The following is a 21,506-nucleotide window of genomic DNA, read 5'->3' on the forward strand; positions in this document are numbered from 1 at the left end:
TCAGCCCGATGACGCCGGGACCGGATCCGCCGTCGGCGCGACGACCTGAGGCTCCGGCCTCAGGTGGCGCCACCAGCAGACGATGTACAGCAGCATCGCCGTCACCAACGCGACGATCACCCACAGCACGATGGTCACGTCGATCCACGCCCCGAACGGGGGTAGGCCGGGAAGCGCGTTGCGCAGGGGCACCACCGCGAAGAGCATCGCGGCGTACCACGTCGTCATCGGGGGCTGGAACTTGCGCCGGTTGCGCAGCGTCTGGACCGCGACGACAACGGCGAGGCCGGCGATCGCGATGAGCACGCCGCAAATGACCATCCCGAACACCGCGGTGCTCAGCGCGCGCCGCACGTGCATGCGGTACGCCTCCTGGCCCGGGATCTTGCTCATGGAGACCTTGAAGCCCGACAAATGGTCGATGAGTCGCACCGGGATGAGTGTGGGCGGCTTCGTCGTATCGCCCCCGGGGAAGAGCTGCACCTCGATCGGACCCGACGTGTAGCTGTCGAACGGCCAGCGCTCCACGTGACCCGCGATGGTCAGCGGGAGCGGGAAGACGCCGGGAAGCATGCCCGGCGAATAGTCCTTGCGACTGGGCTGGGCCGAAGATCGAACGCGCAGCACGAGATCTTCCTTGAGGCGGTGGGTGACCGGGTCCAGCAGCGCGGGCCCCGGCGCGACGGCCACGTTGGCGACGACGGCGCTGTAGTTGGACTGCATCTCCTCCACGGTCAAGGTGGCCATGCTCTGGGCGGCCGTCTCCGGATTGTCGCTCAGGGTGCCGGGGGCGGACCCTTCGACGGTGTCCTTGTAGAGGCCCACCAACGCTATGTATGTCCCGAGAATGAGCACGATGACGCCCACCGTGGCGAGTCTTGTGACCGCCGATCGCATGCTGCTCCTACCCCGTGGAGTGGCTTGTTACCCGAGAGCAATCTAACGGAACCGCCGCGGATCACGCGGCGTTACGGCCGAAGCGGCGGAACTACTCCGCGGTGACGGACGTGGCCGGCGCAGGGGCGTCGGCTAGGCGGCTTCGGGTCGCAGATGCCGCCACCAGCACGAGATGTAGAGCCCCATCGATATCCCCAACACGACGATCACCCACACCACGATCGTGATGTCGATCCAGCTTCCGAATGGCGGCGCGTCGGGCAGAGCATTGCGCAGCGGCATCACCGCGAACAACATCGCCGCATACCAGGTCGTCATCGGCGGCTGGAATTTACGCCGGTCGCGCGACGTCTGGACGGCGACGAACGCGCCCAGGCCGGCGAGCCCGATCAGGACGCACAGGATGGCGACCCCGAAAACCACCGTGCTCGAAGTCCTGGACAGGTCCACCCGGAACGGGCCGGTCGGGTCGGCGTCGTTGACGCGGGTCACGTCGACTTTCCAACCGAGCAGCCGGTCGACCAGGGTCACCGTCGCGGGCACCGGTGTGTTCTCCGGACCGGACGACAGTTGGGCGACGACGGGCCCCGAGTGGTATTCGTCGAGCGGCCAGTCCGCGACCTCGCCGGTGAGGACGAGCGACACCCGAAACACGGTGGGCAGCGTGCCTTTCGGCCACGTTTGCCTGCTGCTCGTCGCGGTCGAGGCGGCGAAGATGTGGAGGTCGTCCTTGAGGGTGTGGGTGCGGGGGTCCAGCAGCCCGGGGCCAGGCTGCACGGTGATGTTGGCGATCAGAACGCTGTTGTGCGACTGGATCTCTTCGACGTCGTTCGTCAACATCGTCCCGTCTCCCGCCTGCGTACCCTGCACCACGACATGGGGATGACCCATGCCGCTGTCGACGTACAGCGCGATCGAACCGATGTAGGCGCCGATCAGGAGCACGACACCCAAGGCGGCCAGCCTCAGGCGGCGGCTACTCCACGGTGACGGACTTGGCGAGGTTGCGGGGTTTGTCAACGTCGTAACCTCGGGCCTGGGCAACTGACGCGGCGAACACCTGAAGCGGGATGGTCGACAGCAGCGGCTGCAAAAGGGTTGAGACCGATGGGATTTCGATCAGGTGGTCCGCGTAGGGCCGCACGGTGTCGTCACCCTCCTCGGCGATCACGATGGTGATCGCCCCGCGCGCCTGGATCTCCCGGATGTTGGACAGCAGCTTGGCGTGCAGCGTGGCCTGGCCCTTTGGCGAGGGCATGACGACGATGACGGGAAGGTCGTCCTCGATCAGCGCGATCGGGCCGTGTTTGAGCTCGCCGGCGGCGAACCCCTCGGCGTGCATGTAGGCCAGTTCCTTGAGCTTGAGCGCGCCTTCCAACGCCACCGGGTAGCCCACGTGGCGGCCCAGGAACAGCACGGTCGAGGACTGGGCGAACCGATGCGCAAGCGCGGCCACCGGCTCGATCATCGCAAGCACCCGCGCGACCAGGTCCGGCATGGCCTCCAGCTCCCGGTACTCCCGCTCGACCTCGTCGGGGTACTTGGTGCCGCGGGCCTGCGCCAGCGCCAGGCCCACCAGGTAATTGGCGGCGATCTGCGCCAGGAATGTCTTGGTGGAGGCGACGCCGATCTCGGGCCCGGCGCGGGTGTAAAGCACGGCGTCGCATTCGCGGGGGATCTGCGAGCCGTTGGTGTTGCAGATGGCCAGCACCTTGGCCTTCTGCTCCTTCGCGTGCCGGACGGCCTCCAGGGTGTCGGCGGTCTCCCCGGACTGCGAGATCGCGACCACCAGGGTGCTGCGGTCCAGCACCGGGTCGCGGTAGCGGAATTCGCTGGCCAGCTCCACTTCCACGGGCAGCCGGGTCCAGTGCTCGATGGCGTACTTCGCGAGCAGCCCGGAGTGATACGCGGTGCCACACGCCACGACGAACACCTTGTCGATCTCGCGCAGTTCCTGGTCGGAGAGCCGCTGCTCGTCGAGCACCACCCGCCCGTCGATGAAGTGCCCGAGCAGGGTGTCGGCCACCGCGGCGGGCTGCTCGGCGATCTCCTTGAGCATGAAGTACTCGTAGCCGCCCTTTTCCGCGGCGGCCAGGTCCCAGTCGATGTGGAATTCGCGGTACTCGACGTCGGCGTTGCCGTCGAAGTCGGTGATGCGGTAGCCGTCCGCGGTGATCACCACGGCCTGGTCCTGCCCGAGCTCGATGGCGTTGCGGGTGTGCGGGATGAACGCCGCGACGTCGGAGCCGACGAACATCTCGCCGTCGCCGATCCCGATGACCAGGGGGGTGGAGCGACGGGCGGCCACGATGGTGCCGGGCTCGTCGGCGTTGGTGAACACCAGCGTGAAGTGGCCCTCCAGCCGGCGCAGCACGGCCAGCACCGAGGCCGCGAAGTCGCCGGCGGTCGGCCCGTGCCGGTAGGCCTGCGCCACCAGGTGCACCGCCACCTCGGTGTCGGTGTCGCTGGTGAACTCCACGCCGTAGGCCTCGAGCTCGTGGCGCAGGCCAGGGTAGTTCTCGATGATGCCGTTGTGGACGACGGCGATCTTGCCGGCGGCGTCGCGGTGGGGGTGCGCGTTGCGGTCGGTCGGGCGCCCGTGGGTGGCCCAGCGGGTGTGACCCAGGCCGGTGGTGCCGCCCATCGACTCCGGCGGCATCTGCGCGACCGCGTCCTCCAGGTTGGCGAGCCGGCCGGCGCGGCGGCACACGGTGAGCGTTCCCGCGCCGTTGACCAGTGCGATGCCCGACGAGTCGTAGCCGCGATACTCCATCCGGCGCAGCGCATCCATGACGACCTGGCAGGCAGGCTGCTGCCCGACGTAGCCGACGATTCCGCACATTCGAACCAGGGTAGTGCAGGCGCACCCCCAACCCCGCACGCCGAGGCTATGGTTAGGCCGCCCACCTGCGCAGGAAGGTTTGTTGTGACCGACCCGTACCGTCAGTTCTCCGTCCGGCTCATCGAGCACATCGGCGCAGTCATCTTCTGGCAGCAGCGCAGCTACGCCGTCACGGGCACCCTCGAGCAGTGCGAGCGGGCATACCGGTCCGCGCAGACGCAAAACCTGCTGGCCGGCTGGTGGAGCCTGCTCTCGCTGCTGGTGTTGAACTGGGTCGCGCTGGTCTCCAACTGGAACGCGATGCGGCAGGTTCGCAAGTTGGCCGCGCTGCCACCCGGCGCCGCCCACGTCCCCGCCCCGCCCCCGGCCGCCGGTCCGCCGCCGGGCTGGTACGGCGACCCGTCGGGGCCCGGGCACCGGTATTGGGACGGAGTCAGGTGGACACCGTGGACCAATCCACCCGGGTTTCCGGCCCAGGGCCGCTGACCATCCCCTTTACATCGTCTTCATAAACGATAGAAACGCTTTTCACCTGATGTATTTGTGGCGTTTTCGTTTGCGTCATCGCTGAACCAATCTGCCTACTTAGAATTCTGGAATCGGCTACAACCGGCAACCGTCGGAGCCACCAGAAAGGACAGCTCGTTGACGCCCGCCTGATCACTACCGCCTGGCGAGCCATGCGGCTCAACAGTGTAAATGCGCAGAGCGCGACCATATCTTCGTAGCAATAGAACCTTTATGCAGACATCAATGATGATAGTCCAGCTACCCGGAAACTGCGTTAGACGGCCGACTAATTATTTGGCTTAAAAATAACTGCCCAGATAATGCGTAAGCCGCCGGATAGCTAACCGTTAGTAAATGTTAATCCGAAATTCCGCACCGCTTCTTTTAGGAGAGAATCATGACCGCTGTTCTGTTCGACGATGTGATGACCGAGCTGCCCGTGCCCAGCCTGACGCTCGCGCCGGCGCGCGCCCCCAAGCCCGCCCCCAAGCCCGCGCCCCGGCGGCGTCATCGCGAGCCGATCGCCAGTGGCGACCCGATGGTCGACACGGCCGCGAAGTTACTGAGCTTCCCGCTGCGCCACATGTATGCGGCGCTGTGGCGGGTGGGCGTCATCGAGGTCATGGCCTGACCGGGATGCGCTAACGTCGACGCGTGGCCCGCACCCGCAAGCTGTTCGCAGCGCTCAACCGCCGTGGTCCGCATCGGGTTTTGCGGGGTGACCTGGCGTTCGCCGGGCTCCCCGGGGTGGTCTACACCCCGGAGGCGGGGCTGGGTCTGCCCGGCGTCGCGTTCGGGCACGACTGGCTGACCAAGGCCGGCCGCTATGCGGGTCTGCTCGAACACCTGGCGTCCTGGGGCATCGTGGCCGGCGCTCCCGACACCGAGCGCGGCCTGGCCCCTTCCGTCCTGAACTTCGCCTTCGACCTCGGCACCGCGCTGGACATCGTCTCTGGGGTGCGGCTCGGGCCGGGCAAGATCAGCGTGAATCCGGCCAAGCTCGGCGTGGTCGGACACGGTTTCGGCGGCTCGGCGGCGGTGTTCGCCGCGGCCGGCATGCCGAACAAGCCGGCCGCCGCGGCGGCGTTGTTTCCCGCGGTCACCAGCCCCCCGGCCGAGGCACCGGCGGCGACGCTCAAGCTGCCGGGGTTGATCCTGACCGCGCCGGGCGATCCGAAGTCGCTGACGTCGAACGCGCTGTCGCTGTCCCGGGCGTGGGACGCGGCCACGCTGCGGGTCGTCAGCAAGGCCCAGCCCGGCGGCCTGGTGGAGGGCCGACGGCTAACAAAGGTGTTCGGCCTGGCCAGCCCGCACCGGCGCACGCAGCGGACGGTGCGCGCGCTGCTCACCGGCTACCTGCTCTACACGCTGGGCGGCGACAAGACCTACCGCGATTTCGCCGATCCCGACGTGGCGCTGCCCAAGACGGAACCGCTGGATGCCGAGGCCGCCCCCGTCGCGCTCGAGGAGAAGATCGTCGCGCTGTTGAAGTGACGCGGCAACGGGGTAATTGCCCACTGTGTCGACCGTGCGCGCGCTCTACGAACGCTGGATCACCGAGCTCTGGGCGGGCCGGCCCGTCGCGTCCGAGATCGTGATGGTCGACTTCGTGGGTCACTGGCCCGGCCGGGACGTCCACGGTCCCGAGGAGCTTGCGCGGGTCGTCGACGAGACCCGAAACATGATGGCCGACTTGACCTTTGCCATCCAACTGGGACCCTTCGCCGAGGGCGACCTCGTGGCGGGTCGCTGGGTCGGCACGGGCCGCGGGCCCGACGGACCGGTGTCCTTCACCGGCAACGACATCCTGCGGCTGTCGGCAGACGGTCGACGGTTCGCGGAGTACTGGACGGGCAACTCGGCCGGCTGAACTCCGAGCGGCCGCGGCGCCGGGGTGCCGTCGTGGTATCTGTCGTTGATGCGAATCGGGATCGCCCTGGATTATTCGGGCGGCTTTCACCAGGCCGTGGACCGCGTGGTGGAGCTCGAGAAGGCCGGCATCGACATCGCCGTGGTGGCCGAGGCGTACGCCTTCGACGCCGTCAGCCAGCTCGGGTACCTGGCGGCCAAGACGAACACCGTCGAGTTGGCCTCGGGGGTGTTCCCCATCTACATCCGCACCCCCTCGCTGCTGGCGATGACGGCCGCGGGGCTGGATTTCGTGTCCGACGGGCGCTTCCGGCTGGGGATCGGCACGTCGGGGCCGCAGGTGATCGAGGGCTTTCACGGCGTCGAGTTCGACGCGCCGCTGGGCCGCACCCGCGAGATCGTGGAGATCTGCCGCAAGGTGTGGCGGCGGGAACGCCTGCAGCACAACGGCAAGCACTACCAGATCCCGCTGCCGCCCGACCGCGGGACGGGGCTGGGCAAATCGCTGCAGCTCATCAATCATCCCGTGCGCGAACGCATTCCGATCACGATCGCCGCGCTGGGCCCGAAGAACGTCGAGCTGACCGCCGAGATCGCCGAAGGCTGGCAGCCGGTCTTCTACCTGCCGGACAAGGCCGCGTCGGTGTGGGGGGACGCGCTGGCGGCCGGGGCCGCCAAGCGCGATCCCGCGCTGGGGCCGCTGGACGTCATGGTGCACGCGTCGGTGGCGATAGGCGAGGACGTGGACGAGCGGCTGGCGTGGGTCAAGCCGCAGCTGGGCCTCTACCTCGGCGGGATGGGCGCCAAGGGCCGCAATTTCTATCACGCCCTGGCGACGCGCTACGGGTTCGGCGAGGTCGCCGACCGCATCCAGGAGCTGTACCTGTCCGGCCGCAAAAAGGAGGCCATCGACGCGGTGCCGGACGAGCTGGTGCGCGGCATGTCGCTGGTCGGCCCGCGCGGTTACGTCACCGAGCGCCTGGCCGCCTTCGCCGAGGCCGGTGTGACGACGCTGCTGCTCAGCCCGCTGGCCACCGACCGCGCCGAATCCGTGCGCTTCGTCGAGGACGTGCTGCAAATCCGCCCGGCCTGAGCCATCACTGCCCCGCCTGCGGCAGCTGGTCCGCGGCGACCTCGCAGGGCGTCTTCCCATCGGTCGCCGGCGGCACGGGCCCGCCCGCCGCGGGCGGGGCAACCGGTGGCGGTGGGTTGGCCGGCGCTTCGACGGGTGGCGCCGGCGTATCCGCCGGCTGCGGCGCCGCCCGCGGCTGAGCCGCCACGTCGGGCTCGGATCCTCCGGTGTCCGCGGCGTTTTCGCTGTCCTCGGTCCTGATGGGCTCGTCGTCCTCGTCGTCGGGCTTGAAGGGGTCCTCGTCGAGGGCGTCGCCCTCGTCGAAGGGATCGCCAGCGCCCGCCTCGTCGCCGGCCGAGCCGATCAGCCCACCGACCGCGTCGACGATCCTGCCGGCCAACCCCAGCAGACCCGCACCACCACCACCGGCGCCACCACCGAGCCCACCGCCCAGATCGCCCGCCGGCATGACGCCCGCGTCGCCGAGCGCGGATCCCCAATCAGGTTGCGGCGCGGCGGGAACCGGAGCCGGCGCGAGCGTGGCCGCCGTCGGCGCCGGATCCGGCGGCGGGCTCGGGATCGCGGCCGCGGGCACCACCGCGACGGGCGCGACGGCGGGCGGCGCCGCCCGCACCGGCTGGTAGCCGGGTCCCAGATCCCCGGGGGTCTCGAAGCGCACCATCGGCGCGGCGGCCATCCGTTCGGTGACCATGTCGTAGGCGGTGTCGATACCGTCGCGCGTCGACCGCATCGTCGTCAGCCAGTCGTCGCGAATCTCGTTGTCCACGTAGGGCATCACCTGCCCGCGCACCATCTCCTCGGCGGCGTGCCGGTCCCCCGCCCCGGCCGTGACCGTGGCGGCGGCGGCCAGCCACGCCGGCCGCTGCGACCGGGTGCCGTCGTCGACCGAGATGGCCGTCGCGACCTTCGAATCGACCAGGTACCACAGGTTGTCGCGCAGCGACTCGCACCGCTGGGCGGCCGCGCGCAGTTCGGTGGCGACCGCCCCGGCGGCGTCGCAGTGGCGTTCGACAAACCGCACCGCGGCGTCGCCGGCGGGCCCGACCCACGCCGCGGCCAACTCGGCCATCTGGGCGCGCTGCACCCGCAACGCCTCGGCGACCGTGTCGCCCGCCGCCCGCAGCTCCGCGCAGTCGCGGTCGAGGGCGCGCAGATCGAGGCCGTCTTCGGTGGCATACCAGTCGCGGATCTGCGCGGGATGCGCCGTCAGGTCGGGATGTTGGTAGCCAAGGGCATGGCAGGCCCGCACGTACAGCTCGGTGTGCTCGACGGCGGGCAGGCCCTCGGCGAGGCGCCCGGCGACATCCAACCGCTCGGCCACGCTCAGGCGATCCGTTCCGCGGCGTACGCCTCGGCGTCGGCGTAGCGGTCGGCGCTGACGCGCAGGGCGCTGGCGATCTCGGCGGACGCGCGCGACCACTGTGCCACTTCGGCGGTCAGCCGCTCCAACTCGACGCGCAGCGCGTCGCCGCGCGCGGTGTGCGCCCGGCCGGCGGCGGCCCCGCCGAAAGCCAGCCTGCCCAGCTGATCGCTGAGGGCGCGGTCGAGAAGGTCGGCGGCGGCGCGGAACTGGTCTGCCACGCGGTGCGTCGCCGCGACGTCGACCTCGGTGCGGGCCACGGTGACGGGTCGTGTTCCCCTGTCGAATCTCATGCCTAATCCGACGCCCGGGCACGCGCCCCGGTTCCGGGGAGATTCAGTGCGCGGAGCTGACCGCCTCGGCGACCCGATTCGCCACGCGCTGGGCGACGTCCGCCTCGGGCGCTTCCACCATGACGCGGATGACGGGCTCGGTTCCGGAGGGGCGCAACAGGATTCGGCCGGTGTCACCGAGCTCGGCCTCGGCGTCGCCGACCGCGGTGCGCACGGCGGGCGCGGCGGCGGCGGTGTCCTTGTCGGCCACCCGGACGTTGATCAGCACCTGCGGCAGCGTCTGCATCGGCGCGGCGAGCTCGGTCAGCGACGAGCCGGTCTGCACCATGCGCGTCATCAGCCGCAGCCCGGTGACGATGCCGTCCCCGGTGGAGCCCAGGGCCGGCATCACGATGTGGCCGGACTGCTCGCCGCCGAGGCTGTAGTCGCCGGCCCGCAGCTCCTCGAGGACGTAGCGGTCGCCGACCCCGGTGGTGCGCACGGTGATACCGGCGGCGCGCATGGCCAGGTGCAGGCCGAGGTTGCTCATCACGGTGGCCACCAGCGTGTCGGAGGCCAGCTCGCCGGCCTCGCGCATGGCCAGCGCGAGCACGACCATGATCGCGTCGCCGTCGACGAGCTCGCCGTTGGCGTCGATGGCCAGGCAGCGGTCGGCGTCCCCGTCGTGGGCCAGCCCCAGGTCCGCGCGGTGGTCGATGACCGCGGCGCGCAGCGAATCCAGGTGGGTGGAGCCGCAGTTGTCGTTGATGTTCAGGCCGTTGGGGTCGGCGTTGATCGCGATGACCCGGGCCCCGGCCGCGCGGTAGGCGCGCGGCGCCACCGACGAGGCCGCGCCGTGCGCGCAGTCGACCACCACGGTCAGGCCGTCGAGCCGCAGCGTGCTGGCCTTGCTCAGGTGGCGCAGGTAGCGGTCGTCGGCGTCCTCGGCGTCGATGACGCGGCCGATCCCGGCGCCGACGGGGCGCATCCCGATTTCCGCGGTGACCAGCGCCTCGATCCGATCTTCGGTTTCGTCGTCGAGCTTGCGGCCGCCGGGGCCGAAGATCTTGATGCCGTTGTCGGGCATCGGGTTGTGTGACGCCGAGATCATCACGCCGAAGTCGGCGTCGTACGCGCCGGTCAGGTAGGCCACCGCGGGCGTGGGCAGGACCCCGACCCGCAGCGCGTCGACGCCCTGGCTGGTCAGCCCGGCGATCACCGCGGCTTCCAGCATCTCGCCGCTGGCCCGGGGGTCGCGCCCGATCACGGCGACGCGCCGCCCGGGTCCGCCCGCGCTGGCCAGGTGCCGCGCGGCCGCGGCGCCCAGTTCCAGCGCCAGCTCCGCGGTCAACTCGCGATTGGCGACCCCGCGGACACCGTCGGTGCCGAATAGTCGACCCATGCGGAAAAACCTCTCACAGTTGGCGGTCGTTCACCTAACGTGCCCGTTCTTTTCTGACCGAAACGGGGCGCGTTTGGGCGCAGACACGCCGATACAAGCGCGGAACGTCCCAGTTTGACGCCCCGTTGCGGCCAGAAAGTGATGGTCGATCAGCGCTTGCTGTACTGAGGCGCCTTGCGGGCCTTCTTCAGGCCGTACTTCTTGCGCTCGGTGGCGCGCGGGTCACGGGTGAGGAAGCCGGCCTTCTTCAGCGCGGGCCGGTCCTCGGGCTGCGCCACGATCAGCGCCCGGGCGATGCCCAGCCGCAGCGCCCCGGCCTGGCCCGACGGGCCGCCGCCGTGCAGCAGGGCGAAGATGTCGAAGCTCTCCACCCGGTCCACCGTGACCAGCGGGGCCTTGATCAGCTGCTGGTGCACCTTGTTGGGGAAGTAATCCTCCAGGCTGCGGCCGTTCAGGTCGAACTTGCCGGTGCCGGGCACCAGGCGCACCCTCACCACGGCCTCCTTGCGGCGGCCGACGGTCTGGATGGGCCGGTCGAAGACGAAGGCTTCGGCGGCCGCGGGGGCGGGCGCCTCGGCCGGGACGTCGGGGGTTTCCGGGGTGGCCGTGGTTTCCAGGGCCTCGGTCGTTTCGGTCACTGGGCCACCTGCTTGATCTCGTACGGAACCGGCTTCTGAGCGGCGTGCGGGTGCTCCGGGCCGGCGTAGACGTGGAGTTTGCGCTGGATCTGACGGCTGAGTTTGTTCTTGGGCAGCATGCCGACGATCGCCTTCTCGACGACGCGGTCGGGGTGCTTTTCCATCAGCTCGCCGGTGGTGCGCGAGTGCAGGCCGCCGGGATACCCCGAGTGGCGGTAAGCCAGCTTGCTCTGCAGTTTGTCGCCGGAGAGGGCGACCTTGTCGGCGTTGATGACGATGACGAAGTCACCGCCGTCGACATTGGGGGCGAACGTCGGCTTGTGCTTGCCGCGCAGCAGGGTGGCTGCCGCGACGGCAAGGCGGCCAAGCACCACGTCCGTGGCGTCGATGACGTACCACGACCGCGTGGTGTCACCCGCCTTTGGCGCGTAGGTGGGCACAGCGCTTACCTTTTCTTTCTCGAGGTGGATCCCGGGTCGAGCCGGGTGCCGGTCAGGCGTTTGCGGTGAGGTGTTTCTCGGCGACCGACATTGACCCGAGACCCCGGCGTACCGCACGCCAACCGAGCAGCTTACCGATGAGCGTCCCCGCAGGTCAAAACGACTGCGTGGTCCCAGCGGCTCTCCTCCGCCGGGACCACACAGACGACTGTGGGTGCGGCTAGCGTCCCCAGGCGCTCGCCGCCCGCCGGTCGGCGTTCGCCACCTCGTCCGCGCCGTCGCGCACCGCGTTGCCGAGATCGACCAGAATCTCGTTGAGTGCGCTCGCCGCCTGGTGCCACTTCTGCTGCTCAACCTGGTAGGCGGCCGCAGCCTCGCGCGTCCAGAGCTGCTGCAGCGGGGCGATCTGGGCCCGGAGTTCATCCAGCGCGGCGTTCAGGCGGGCCGATGTGGTGTGGATTTCCTGCCGCACCGAATACTCGATCTCACCGAAGTTGTAGGACAACGCTGATTCCACTGAAGATCCCCCGATCACAGGTTTCCGCCGGCGGCGGCGATGTGGGCCGCGTGGTCATGGCCGGCCTCCTGCAGGGTGGCCGCGTTCTGCCGAATGGTCTCGCCGATCGCGTGCAGGACGTGATAGAGCCGCAACGACTCGGCATTCCAGCGATCCACCACATCCCTGAACCGCGCGGCCGCCGCCCCGCCCCACACCGACGCGGGCACCGCACCCATGCGGCCGATGAACGCCTGCAGCATGGCCCGGATCTCCTCATTGCGGGCGTCCGTGCTGCCCGCGACCGACCGCATCAAGTCGAAGTCGGTGCTCAGTGTGTTGGGTGCACTCATACCAAGTTCGACCCGGACAACGCTCATTTGGTTCCACCGAATTTTCGGGGTTCATCCGACCGCGTGGGCCGAGCGCACGGCCTGCTCGCAGGCGCCGCGTACGGCCTCTTCGCCGCCGGGCCGGCTCTGGCATCCGAGGCTGATCCGCACCGGGCCGTCCAGCAGCACCGTCCACCGCACGTGATGGGCGGCGCGCACTTCGCGATAGGTCACCGCTGGCCTGCCTGCGCTGATGCCGGAGGGGTTGAAGTCGACGAACACCCCCGCGGGCTCGGCGTCGATCGCCTGCTGCAACCGCTCGGCGGTGCCACTCAGCGTCTCGCCCACCACCGGTGACTGCGTGACGTGCAACGCCACTTCGGGGTCGGACGGGGAGGTGACCTGGATCCGCGCCGACCCGGGCCCGGCGACCACCCGTTGGGTGGGCCAATCCGCCGGCACCGCCACCGCCACCCGGCCTTCCACCAGAAACGTGGTCGGCACGGCCTGGACCGTCGGCGCGGTCACCGGACGGTGCCGGTCGGCGCTGATCCCGGCCGGGGCCGCGGCGGCCAGCACGATGCCGGCCGCGCCGATGCCGGCGAGCGTCCGCGCACGGGGTCGGCCACGATCGTCGCCCGGCTTGGCTGGCCGATCGAGATCGGACACCGCCAGCCGGGCGAGCCGGGCCAGCCGGGCGGCACCGATTCGCACCACCGTCCGCCCGTTGCCGCCCGCCACGGCGGCGATCGCCGCAGCCAGCGTCGACGACCCGGCGATGGTGCTCGGCTCGTCGATCAGCAGGACGCCCGCGGGGCGGCCCGCTACCGCGGCGATCACCTCGTCGGCGACGGCGCACGGTTGCGCCCCGCGCCGGATGGCGACGGCGGCGTCACCCACCACCACCATCCGCTCGGCGATCTCCACCACGGTCGCCGCGTCCGCATCGGGGCCGCCGGCCCGCTTCAGCAACCACGACCGGGGCCGCGCCAGCACGTCGTCGGACACGCTGGCGGCCGCGCGGCTCACGACCCCGACGCGCAAGGACGACCACCAGGACGGGTGTAGCACGACCATGCCCTTGCCGCCCGTACAGGCGACGGAGCGCAGCGCGTCCGCCCACAGCGACGCAACGGCTATCGGTCGCCCGCCCACCAACGCGACCCGATCGTCGATCGCACTCAGCGCGGCCGCGATGATCTCGGAGGTCTGCTCGTCGGCGACGGCGCTTGTCCGGCAACATAATCGGCGGATCGCGCCGGGACCCACTTCGATGATGGCGCGGTGTGTGTTCACGGAGCGCTCCAGGCCACCTGGACGAGTTGTTCGTCGCCCGGGCGGGTGAGCAGGACGCCGCGGCCGGGCGGCAACGGCGCGGGCCGACCCGAGCCGAAGGGCGCACCGTCGGCGGCGAATCCGTTCATCATCAGGGTCATGCAGCCGAGCTCACGCACGCCCGCCAGCAGGGGCTCGAAAAATGCGCGCTCGGCGCCGCCGCTTCGGCGCGCGATGGCCATGTGCAAGCCCAGATCCGTTGCAAAGGGCAGGTATTCGGTGAGCGGAGCCAGCGGGTTGGCGGACGGGCCGGCGACCAGGTCGTAATCGTCGACCACGACGTAGATCTCAGGCCCGCACCACCAGGACCCGGCTCGCAGCTGCGCCTGGCTCGCGTCGGCCGGGGGCATTCGCCGCTCCAGCAGGTCGAGCAGATCCGGCAGCGTGCCGGCCAGCGAGCCCGGCGACACGGCATACCCGCCGAGGTGCTCCGACTCGACCACGCCGAGCAGGGAGCGCCGAAAGTCGACGATGACGAGGCGCGCTTGCGCCGGCGTCTTCGTTCGGACGATCTCGCGGCATAGCGTTCGCAGGGTCGACGTCTTGCCGCATCCCTTGTCGCCGAGCACGAGAAGATGGGCCCACCGGTCGAACTCGCACGGCACGGGCTGCAGTCGGCGCTCCTCGAGGCCGAGCAGGATACGTTGGCCGAGGCCGGGACCCGCCGCCTCCACGACCGTGTGACGCTCGATCAGCGCGGGCAGCAACGGTATCGGCGGCGCGACCGATTCAGCGCTGCCGATCTCGGCCGTCGGCAGGGCGATCATCATGTGCGAGCCGTCGCCGGAAAGACCGCGACCCGGTTTGCCACGCGGAACGTGTTGGGCCGCTTTCCGGTCCAGCTCGGAATCGGCGGGATCACCCAGCCTCAGCTCGATGCGTGTGCCGATCTGGTCGCGTAGCGCCGGCCTGATCTCGGCCCACCGCGATGCGGACAACACCACGTGTACGCCGAAGGAAAGCCCCTGGGAGGCAACTGCGGTCACCGAAGGCTCCAGCGCACCGAATTCCTGGCACAGGCTCGCCCAGCCGTCGACGACGAGGAAGACATCCCCGAACGGATCGGCGTCCGGCGCCGCGCCCTGCGCGCGCAGCCGGCGGTACTCGGTGATCGATCCGACACCACGGTCGCCGAAAAAGGTCTCGCGTGAACGAATGACCGACTCGCATTCGGCGACGATCCGGGCGACGAGGCGCGGTTCGGCCCTCCCAGCGACCGCGCCGACATGGGGAATTGTCCGTGTCGACGTCAGCGCCCCGCCGCCGAAGTCGAGGCAGTAGATCTGCACCTGCCGCGGGGAGTGGGTGGCCGCAAGCGCGGTGATCACCGTGCGGATCGCCGTCGACTTGCCCGACTGTGGCGCCCCGACGACCGCGACATTGCCTGCGGCGCCGCGCAAGTCGGCCAGCAACGGCGTCCGCCGCTGCTCGAAGGGCCGGTCGACGACGCCGAGCGGAATCGTCAGGACGCCTCGTTCGGGCGCACCGGCATCGAGCAGGGTTTGCAGAGCGGGCGCCGGGCCCAGCGGTGGCAGCCAGACCTGGTGCGCGGCCGGGCCATGCCCGCACAGCCGGTCCAGGACGGCGTGCAGCGTCGTCCGCGGCGACGACGCACCGGCCTCGACCCTTCGGGTGATGGCGCCGACGCTTCGGGTTCCGAACGTGCGCACGGACGGATTCGCCACGGATGCCGTGGTCGGCACGCCGGACGCCGCCGGGCCCGAAACGTAAGCGGCGCAGAAGCGGATGAGCTCTCCCCCGCTCGTACGCAGGTAACCCAAGCCGGGTTTGTTGGGCAATTCGTACGCGTCCGAGGTCCCCAGCACGGCACGTGATTCGGCGGCCGACAGGGTCTTCAAGCAGATCCGATAGGACAGGTGGGCGTCGAGCCCGCGCAGTCGGCCCTCGTCGAGCCGCTGGCTCGCCAGTAGCAGGTGCATGCCCAACGATCGGCCGAGCCGCCCGATCGCCACGAACATGTCGGTGAAATCCGGATGCTGAGTGAGCAACTCGGAGAACTCGTCGACGATGATGAACAGGCTGGGCAGGGCGGCCGACCTGGCGCCCGCCCGGCGGGCTTGCTCGTACGCCGCCACGCTGATATGGCCGGACGCCCGCAGCAGCCGTTGCCGGCGATTCATCTCACCGGCCAGGGCGTCGCGCATCCTGGCGACCAACGGCGCCTCGTCGGCGAGGTTCGTGATGACCGCGGCCACGTGTGGGGCCCGCGCATAGTCGAGAAATGTTGCGCCGCCTTTGAAGTCGATGAGCAGCAGATTGAGCACTTCGGGAGAGTTGCGCACCATCATGCCCAGTGCGATCGTGCGCAACAGCTCCGACTTGCCGGAGCCGGTGGCCCCGACGCACAGCCCGTGTGGGCCCACGCCGGCGTCCGCGGCCTCCTTGATGTCCAGCTCCACCCGTACGCCGTCGGCTTGGCTTCCGATCGGGGTGCGGAGCCGATCGCGGTGATCTCGGGCATCCCACACTGTGATCGGGTCGAAACCGTCCACATCGTCAATCCCCGTCAGGACCGGCCACCCCGCCCCGTCGCCGCCGCGACGGCCCGTGCCCACCCGGTGTATCGCCAGCCGGCGGGCGCATACCAGCGCCTCCTGGGGGTCCAACCGGTCGGGGCGCGCCGGGCTCTGGGTTTCGCCGGCACCGGTGATCGTCACCGGCGCGTCATCGCGGCCCCGGCCGAGTTGAAGGACGGTCGCGCCCGCGAGCCCTTCGACGTCGCGGTCCAAGTCAGCGACCACCACCGTGTGCGCCGGACGCACGCAGGTCAGCGCGGCCCGCGCCTCGTCCATGTCGCGGTACACCATCCGCGCCGGCCCCGCCCCGTCGGCCGCCGTCGGATGCTGGTTGTGCGGAAGCCATTTCAGCCATTCCCATTGCCAACGGTCTCGGTCGCCGATCACGCCGACGATCAGCAACTGATCCGGAGGGTGCAAGACGGCGAGTTGGCAGATGATCGCGCGCAACGTTCCGCGGGCGCCGGTCGGGTCGCCGTCGATGGTGACGCACGGACTTTCGCGCAGGGGGACGGCGATCGGCCCGACGATCGTCGCATGCGTGCGCAGGAAGCGATCCAATGCGGTGGCGGTGACGGGGTCGGTGATGTCCGCGGGCTGGGGCGCGACCAACCTTGTGGCGAGCGGCCGGGGCCCGGTACCGACGCGGACAAGGCAGAAGTCGGGGTCGGTCGCCCGCCGTTCCCACATCCGCCGACCCCCGATCAGTGTCCACAACGTGTCCGGGTCGGGGTGGTCCCACGTCAGTGAGTAACCCTGTGCGGCAGCCGTTTCGAGGACGGTATTGCGCAGCCGGCTGAGGTATGCGAGGTAGCCGAGACGATCGGCGTCGACCCCGCCGCCACGGCGGCGGCCGCGTCCGGAAAGTGCTGTCACCAGCGTCGAGGCCAGCAGCATGACGGGGAAGGTCACGAACATGGGTGTGCGGGCGCCGCCCGAGCCCGACGCGAACGCCGCAACCATGACGCCCATTCCGGCGACCGCCAACACGGCGGGCAGCCACCGGGACAGCAGGCCAGGCGCCGCCGGTGACGGCGGTTCAGGCGGTGCATCGACGACGAGGTCCGCGGTCGGCACCGCCGGCGGCCGCCGGCGCCCTTCCGGCACGAAGTCCTGGGCCATCTCGTCCCTCCCGTTCGACGACCGTAGGCAGCACCCCATTCGACGACAAGTCACCTGTGGACAGCGGCACACCCGGCTGCCGGATGGTCGCTATGTTCTCAGCATTACGACTGAAGGGGTCACGTTTGCCTGCAACCGATTTGGGGCTGTGCCGGGTGTCAATCCATGCCGGCTCCGCCGTCGCGGACCTGGCCCTCCCGGCCGAGGTCCCCGTCGGCGTCCTGACGCCGTCGATCGTCGACATCCTGCAGGCCCGGGACGGCGACGACGGTCTGACCGCGAAGCGCTACCACCTTTCACCCCCCGGCTCGTCCGCTCTGGACCCGTCGAAAACGCTGGCGCAGAACGGCATCGGAGACGGCGCGGTTCTGTTACTGAGCCAGGGTTCTCCACCGCCGCCGCGCTTCCTGCACCACGATCCGGCGGAGGCCGTGTCCGAGGCGCTGGCGGGTTCCGGCGCTTCGACGAATACCGGGCACCGGTTCGCGGTACGGCTCGCCGGCGCGGTGGCGGCGAACGCCCTGACCGTCGTCGGCATGTTCGCCCTGACCCGAAACACGCTCAGCGGCGGCGCCGACCGTGATCGCCATGCGACGGTGGCCGTGTTGGTGATCTTGGCCGCGATCGCCCTCGTGTCGGCCGCCTTGACGCACCGGTTCCGCCGCGATGCGGTCGCCGGGCTGGCGCTCAACGCGATGGCAACGACATTCGCGGCGGTTGGCGGCTTTTTGGCGGTGCCCGGCGGGCCGGGGGTATGCAACGTGTTGCTGGCCGCGACGGCGGCGGCGGCCACCTGCGTGCTGGCGATCCGGGCCTCGCGTTGCGCCGTCGTCGTGCTGACCGCCGTGTCGTGCGCCGCGACGATCGTCGCGATCGCCGCTTTGGTGGGGGCGATCACCGGCGCACCGCCGTACGCGGTCGGCGCGGCATCGGCGCTGACATCGCTTGGCCTGCTTGGAGTAGCGGCGCGGCTGTCGATCGTGCTGGCGGGGCTATCGCCCCGGGTGCGGCCGATGGCTGGATCCGACGAGACCGAAGCAAACGGGACGCACCTGGTGGCGCGCGCACTCCGCGCCGACGCCTGGGCGTCGAGCCTGCTTGCCGCGTTCGCGTCGTCGGCGGCCGTCGGCGCCGTCGTCACCGTCCTGGCCGGCGCACCGCGCTTGTCTTGCATCGCGTTTGGCAGCATCACCGGCGCGTTGCTACTGCTGCGTGCGCGTACTAGTGATAACGCCAGAATGCTGACGCTGGTGATCGCCGGAATCGCCGTCGTAGGAACGACGTTCGGTGTAGCCGTCTCGAGCGCGCCGGGGCGCGGGCCTGGGGTGGCCGCGGCGACGGCAACGCTGGCAGCCGGGGCCGTCTATTTCGGCTTCGTCGCGCCCGCTATCTCCAGTCCACGCGTATTGTGCCGAGCCGCCGACGCCCTGGAGTGGCTCGCGCTGGTTGCCACCGCCCCGCTGACCTGCTGGATCTGCGGACTGTACGGGGCCGTCCGGGGATTGCATTTCCGGTGAGGGCGTCTCCCATCGCGTGCCTCCCGTTGGTCTGGGCGCTGGTGTCGCCGCTTGCAGCACCGACCGCGCAGGCGGTTTCGCCGCCGCAGATCGACGACAAATGGTTACCGAAGCCGGCGCGACCCGCGGCCGCGTTTCCGACGGTGCAACGCGAGGTGTGCGCGGCCGTGACGACGGGACCGGCACCCAACCGGCCGCCCGACATCCTCGACCTGTCGCGGGTCTGGCCGCTGACCCGCGGCGCCGGGCAACGGGTCGCGGTCATCGACACCGGCGTTTCGCCGCAGCGAGCGCTGCCGAACGTGGTGCCGGGCGGTGACTACGTCTCCAACGGCGACGGCACCCAGGATTGCGACGCGCACGGCACCCTGGTCGCCGGAATCGTTGCAGCGGAACGGGATTCGAGCGTGTCCGGATTCAGCGGCGTTGCGCCCGAAGCCACCCTGATCAGCATTCGCCAGTCCAGCGCGAAGTTCTCCCCCGCCAGCGATCGGTCCCGCACCGGCGTCGGCGACGTCGAGACCATGGCGAAGGCCGTCCGCACCGCCGCGGATCTGGGTGCCTCGGTGATCAACATCTCCTCGGTCGCCTGCGTTCCGGCTGCCGCGACGCTCGATGACCGCGCGCTCGGCGCCGCGCTGGCCTACGCAGTAGACATCAAGAACGCGGTCGTCGTCGCCGCGGCCGGCAACACGGGCAGCGCCGCGCAGTGCCCTCCGCAGCGCTTGGACGCCACTTGGGAAACCGTCACGGTCGCGGTCAGTCCGGCGTGGTACGACGACTATGTGCTCACCGTCGGTTCGGTGAACGACGAGGGGGCGCCGTCGGCATTCACCCTCGCCGGGCCCTGGGTCGACGTCGCCGCCCCCGGCGAGGCGGTCACGCCGCTGGGCTCGGCGCCGGTGTCCGGCACCAGTTATGCCGCGCCGGTCGTCAGTGGGCTGGCCGCCCTGATCCGGGCCCGGTTTCCGGTGCTGACCGCCCGGCAGGTGATGCAGCGCATCGAGTCGACGGCGCATCACCCGCCGGCCGGGTGGGATCCGCTCGTCGGTCACGGCACGATCGACGCCCTGGCGGCGGTGAGCACCGATGTCGTTGCGCCGGAGTCCACGCCGACGCCGGACCCGGCGCCTATCGCCGCGCCCCCGGCGGGCGCGCCGCCGAACGCGCGCGCCCGGCACACCGCACTGCGCGGCGTCGTCGCCTGCCTCGCGGGATTGGGCATCGCGCTGGCCGTCGGTGTGGCGAGGGGCCGACTAAGGGGCCGGGACGAAGTCGCGGGCGGTTGACGCCTGTTGTCTGCTGAGCTCGGGGCCGGCGGGAAGGGTCTGCAGGATCGGCCACGGCGCCGGGATCGCCGCCGGCAGCCCAAGGTCCCGCGCGGCGTCGTCGTCGTGGATCGGGAACCGCGCTCCGGTGTCGGTGACCAGGTACCGCGTGCCGACTCGCACGTAGGCGCTCCGGCCGGGCGGCACGTACACGGCGTCCAGCGCGGGGCCGGGCCCGTCGGCCCGTGACAAGGTCACCGGCGCCTGACCGGGCGGCAACGGCACTCGGTTGCCGGTGAGAAGCGCGGCACCGGCCTGGCCGGATGGCGCCGCCTGCCATGAGACGCACAACGTGCCGTTGTCGTCCGGCAGTGTCGGCGCCCGGTCGGGGAAGCTACCCACCGGCAGCGCGTCGACGATCGGAGCGGCGCGGATCGCGTCGGGTGCGACCGTCACGGCGTTGCTGGTGCGCTGCGGGTTGCTGAAGCGCAGGAGATCGGCAGCCAGTTGTCCGATGCGCTGAATCCCGGCGGCGAGCACCGCGTAATACTCGTCACCGCCGGCCCGCGTGATGCGCACCACGCTGCCGATCGTGAACCCCGGCAATCCCGCCGCCTTCTCGCCCGCGCCCCGGATCCGCGGCGCGCTGATCGGTGGCGCCTCGGGGATGGCGCCCAGCAACGCCGGCGAAACGGGTCGCGGCGCGCGGCGCTCAAGCCGGAAAGCGCGCGTCACCGCGGAGTCGGCGAGGTCCAGCACGGCCCGCTGCCCGTTATAGAGCAGGTAGGCGGGCGAACCCGGGCCGGACGCGACCAGGACGGCCTCGCCGGCGCTCAAGCGGCGGGCCGCCGCGTCGTCCGTGCGGCCCACGAGGACGGTCGTGGTGCCGGCGTGGTCCGTATCGCAGATCGCCCAGGACGACTCGTCCGCCTTCAACGGCTCCCCGATCAGCTGCGGCGCGCCCGGGATACCCAGCGGCGGTCCGCGTTTGGCGCGGGCCAGGTCCGCTTCCGGCACAGGCTGGGGTTTGGCCGCCGTCGCCGCGATCAACCGCGCCGACGCTAGGTTCAGCACCGGATGCCAGGTGTCGCCCACCCGCACGTAGAGAGCCCCGGACTCTTGTCCCATCACCAGTTGCGCGCCATCCAGCGCCACCCGGGGCCGCAGCAAAGCAAGGGCCGCGGCCGCCGCGACGGCGATCGCGGCCAGGATGCACCCGATCGTCAGCGCCGGCGTTCGCGCCCGCGTGCGATCGCTGAGGGTGTGGACATCCCCGCCCAGCAACGCGCATTCAAGGCGACGCAGCAGGAATAGGTAGCCGCTGACCTGCAGCCCGGTGGTCGGCTGACGCGGCACTGGTCCCCCTACCCTGCGCAGCGACCTATCCGGTGAGAAAACACGCCGTAACTTTACCTACCCTAAGCACGGTTCGAAAGTTCGCTGGCCTGTGGATCAATTAAGCGGCCCGACCTATGCCCGCTTTAGCGTGTGTGCAACAACTGCGCAGGGTAGGGGGACCAGTGCCGCGTCAGCCGACCACCGGGCTGCAGGTCAGCGGCTACCTATTCCTGCTGCG

The 21,506-nt window shown here is 70.4% G+C and carries 20 protein-coding genes; 7 read left to right on the top strand and 13 right to left on the bottom strand.

The features are described from left to right. The 3 genes from A5691_RS19555 to glmS form a co-directional block, all read right to left on the bottom strand. Window positions 1-897 carry a DUF4436 domain-containing protein gene (locus tag A5691_RS19555; protein WP_067778560.1) on the bottom strand — a complete coding sequence of 299 codons (897 nt, stop codon included), beginning with the start codon at window positions 895-897 and terminating at the stop codon, window positions 1-3. Between the two features lie 132 nt (window positions 898-1,029). After that, window positions 1,030-1,866: a DUF4436 domain-containing protein gene (locus A5691_RS19560; RefSeq protein ID WP_067754614.1), complete on the bottom strand. Its 837-nt coding sequence runs from the start codon at window positions 1,864-1,866 to the stop codon at window positions 1,030-1,032. A gap of 7 nt (window positions 1,867-1,873) precedes the next feature. Beyond that, the gene (gene glmS, locus A5691_RS19565) at window positions 1,874-3,739 is read right to left on the bottom strand and encodes a glutamine--fructose-6-phosphate transaminase (isomerizing) (protein ID WP_067754475.1); all 1,866 of its coding nucleotides are present in this window, start codon (window positions 3,737-3,739) and stop codon (window positions 1,874-1,876) included. Window positions 3,740-3,787: 48 nt separating this feature from the next. Here glmS and A5691_RS19570 point away from each other — a divergent pair, with 48 nt between their 5' ends. The 5 genes from A5691_RS19570 to A5691_RS19590 all read left to right on the top strand — a co-directional run bounded on the left by A5691_RS19570 (window position 3,788) and on the right by A5691_RS19590 (window position 7,211). After that, a complete protein-coding gene (locus A5691_RS19570; RefSeq protein ID WP_067754472.1) occupies window positions 3,788-4,225 on the top strand; it encodes a DUF2510 domain-containing protein in 438 nt (145 codons plus the stop codon). 421 nt (window positions 4,226-4,646) lie between these two features. After that, complete coding sequence (locus A5691_RS19575) at window positions 4,647-4,880, top strand: Rv1535 family protein (RefSeq protein WP_068018563.1); 234 nt, start codon at window positions 4,647-4,649, stop codon at window positions 4,878-4,880. Between the two features lie 23 nt (window positions 4,881-4,903). After that, window positions 4,904-5,743 carry a dienelactone hydrolase family protein gene (locus A5691_RS19580; RefSeq protein ID WP_067754466.1) on the top strand — a complete coding sequence of 280 codons (840 nt, stop codon included), beginning with the start codon at window positions 4,904-4,906 and terminating at the stop codon, window positions 5,741-5,743. 25 nt (window positions 5,744-5,768) lie between these two features. Next, on the top strand, window positions 5,769-6,119 hold the full coding sequence (locus A5691_RS19585) for a nuclear transport factor 2 family protein (protein WP_068018560.1): 351 nt from the start codon (window positions 5,769-5,771) through the stop codon (window positions 6,117-6,119). 48 nt (window positions 6,120-6,167) lie between these two features. Then, a complete protein-coding gene (locus A5691_RS19590; protein ID WP_068018667.1) occupies window positions 6,168-7,211 on the top strand; it encodes an LLM class F420-dependent oxidoreductase in 1,044 nt (347 codons plus the stop codon). Window positions 7,212-7,215: 4 nt separating this feature from the next. Here A5691_RS19590 and A5691_RS19595 read toward each other — a convergent pair whose 3' ends face one another. The 9 genes from A5691_RS19595 to eccCa all read right to left on the bottom strand — a co-directional run bounded on the left by A5691_RS19595 (window position 7,216) and on the right by eccCa (window position 17,145). After that, window positions 7,216-8,532: a hypothetical protein gene (locus A5691_RS19595; protein WP_068018558.1), complete on the bottom strand. Its 1,317-nt coding sequence runs from the start codon at window positions 8,530-8,532 to the stop codon at window positions 7,216-7,218. Between the two features lie 2 nt (window positions 8,533-8,534). Beyond that, a complete protein-coding gene (locus A5691_RS19600) occupies window positions 8,535-8,864 on the bottom strand; it encodes a type VII secretion target (protein ID WP_068018554.1) in 330 nt (109 codons plus the stop codon). Window positions 8,865-8,907: 43 nt separating this feature from the next. Then, window positions 8,908-10,245: a phosphoglucosamine mutase gene (gene glmM / locus A5691_RS19605; protein WP_067754457.1), complete on the bottom strand. Its 1,338-nt coding sequence runs from the start codon at window positions 10,243-10,245 to the stop codon at window positions 8,908-8,910. A gap of 149 nt (window positions 10,246-10,394) precedes the next feature. Beyond that, complete coding sequence (gene rpsI, locus A5691_RS19610) at window positions 10,395-10,883, bottom strand: 30S ribosomal protein S9 (protein WP_082950421.1); 489 nt, start codon at window positions 10,881-10,883, stop codon at window positions 10,395-10,397. Continuing rightward, window positions 10,880-11,323, bottom strand: coding sequence for a 50S ribosomal protein L13 (rplM, locus tag A5691_RS19615; protein WP_007172542.1), 444 nt, complete (start codon window positions 11,321-11,323; stop codon window positions 10,880-10,882). The genes rpsI and rplM overlap by 4 nt, the downstream gene beginning before the upstream one ends. Before the next feature lie 220 nt (window positions 11,324-11,543). Next, window positions 11,544-11,840: a WXG100 family type VII secretion target gene (locus A5691_RS19620; protein ID WP_067754454.1), complete on the bottom strand. Its 297-nt coding sequence runs from the start codon at window positions 11,838-11,840 to the stop codon at window positions 11,544-11,546. Window positions 11,841-11,854: 14 nt separating this feature from the next. Continuing rightward, entirely contained in the window at window positions 11,855-12,172 is a 318-nt protein-coding gene (locus A5691_RS19625) for a WXG100 family type VII secretion target (RefSeq protein WP_067754451.1), read from the bottom strand. Between the two features lie 51 nt (window positions 12,173-12,223). Beyond that, a complete protein-coding gene (locus A5691_RS19630) occupies window positions 12,224-13,447 on the bottom strand; it encodes a type VII secretion-associated protein (protein WP_068018552.1) in 1,224 nt (407 codons plus the stop codon). Continuing rightward, a complete protein-coding gene (gene eccCa, locus A5691_RS19635) occupies window positions 13,444-17,145 on the bottom strand; it encodes a type VII secretion protein EccCa (RefSeq protein WP_068018549.1) in 3,702 nt (1,233 codons plus the stop codon). The genes A5691_RS19630 and eccCa overlap by 4 nt, the downstream gene beginning before the upstream one ends. A gap of 92 nt (window positions 17,146-17,237) precedes the next feature. Here eccCa and eccD point away from each other — a divergent pair, with 92 nt between their 5' ends. Together eccD and mycP are read left to right on the top strand one after the other, a co-directional pair. After that, window positions 17,238-18,662: a type VII secretion integral membrane protein EccD gene (gene eccD / locus A5691_RS19640; RefSeq protein WP_068018664.1), complete on the top strand. Its 1,425-nt coding sequence runs from the start codon at window positions 17,238-17,240 to the stop codon at window positions 18,660-18,662. 11 nt (window positions 18,663-18,673) lie between these two features. After that, a complete protein-coding gene (mycP, locus tag A5691_RS19645; protein ID WP_231981031.1) occupies window positions 18,674-19,951 on the top strand; it encodes a type VII secretion-associated serine protease mycosin in 1,278 nt (425 codons plus the stop codon). Here the strand turns inward: mycP and eccB are convergent. After that, complete coding sequence (gene eccB, locus A5691_RS19650; protein WP_068018543.1) at window positions 19,919-21,286, bottom strand: type VII secretion protein EccB; 1,368 nt, start codon at window positions 21,284-21,286, stop codon at window positions 19,919-19,921. The two genes, mycP and eccB, sit on opposite strands and share 33 nt — an antisense overlap. Window positions 21,287-21,506 lie beyond the last annotated feature (220 nt).

The organism is Mycobacterium sp. E183, assembly GCF_001667735.1.
Taxonomy (GTDB): domain Bacteria; phylum Actinomycetota; class Actinomycetes; order Mycobacteriales; family Mycobacteriaceae; genus Mycobacterium.

What these genes read in the sequence shown, in the direction of transcription:
- A5691_RS19555 (WP_067778560.1), bottom strand. Translation starts at nt 897, where the DNA reads ATGCGATCGGCGGTCACAAGACTCGCCACGGTGGGCGTCATCGTGCTC.
- glmS (WP_067754475.1), bottom strand. Translation starts at nt 3,739, where the DNA reads ATGTGCGGAATCGTCGGCTACGTCGGGCAGCAGCCTGCCTGCCAGGTC.
- A5691_RS19570 (WP_067754472.1), top strand. Translation starts at nt 3,788, where the DNA reads ATGGTTAGGCCGCCCACCTGCGCAGGAAGGTTTGTTGTGACCGACCCG.
- A5691_RS19575 (WP_068018563.1), top strand. Translation starts at nt 4,647, where the DNA reads ATGACCGCTGTTCTGTTCGACGATGTGATGACCGAGCTGCCCGTGCCC.
- A5691_RS19590 (WP_068018667.1), top strand. Translation starts at nt 6,168, where the DNA reads ATGCGAATCGGGATCGCCCTGGATTATTCGGGCGGCTTTCACCAGGCC.
- A5691_RS19600 (WP_068018554.1), bottom strand. Translation starts at nt 8,864, where the DNA reads ATGAGATTCGACAGGGGAACACGACCCGTCACCGTGGCCCGCACCGAG.
- glmM (WP_067754457.1), bottom strand. Translation starts at nt 10,245, where the DNA reads ATGGGTCGACTATTCGGCACCGACGGTGTCCGCGGGGTCGCCAATCGC.
- A5691_RS19625 (WP_067754451.1), bottom strand. Translation starts at nt 12,172, where the DNA reads ATGAGTGCACCCAACACACTGAGCACCGACTTCGACTTGATGCGGTCG.
- eccCa (WP_068018549.1), bottom strand. Translation starts at nt 17,145, where the DNA reads ATGGCCCAGGACTTCGTGCCGGAAGGGCGCCGGCGGCCGCCGGCGGTG.
- eccD (WP_068018664.1), top strand. Translation starts at nt 17,238, where the DNA reads ATGTTCTCAGCATTACGACTGAAGGGGTCACGTTTGCCTGCAACCGAT.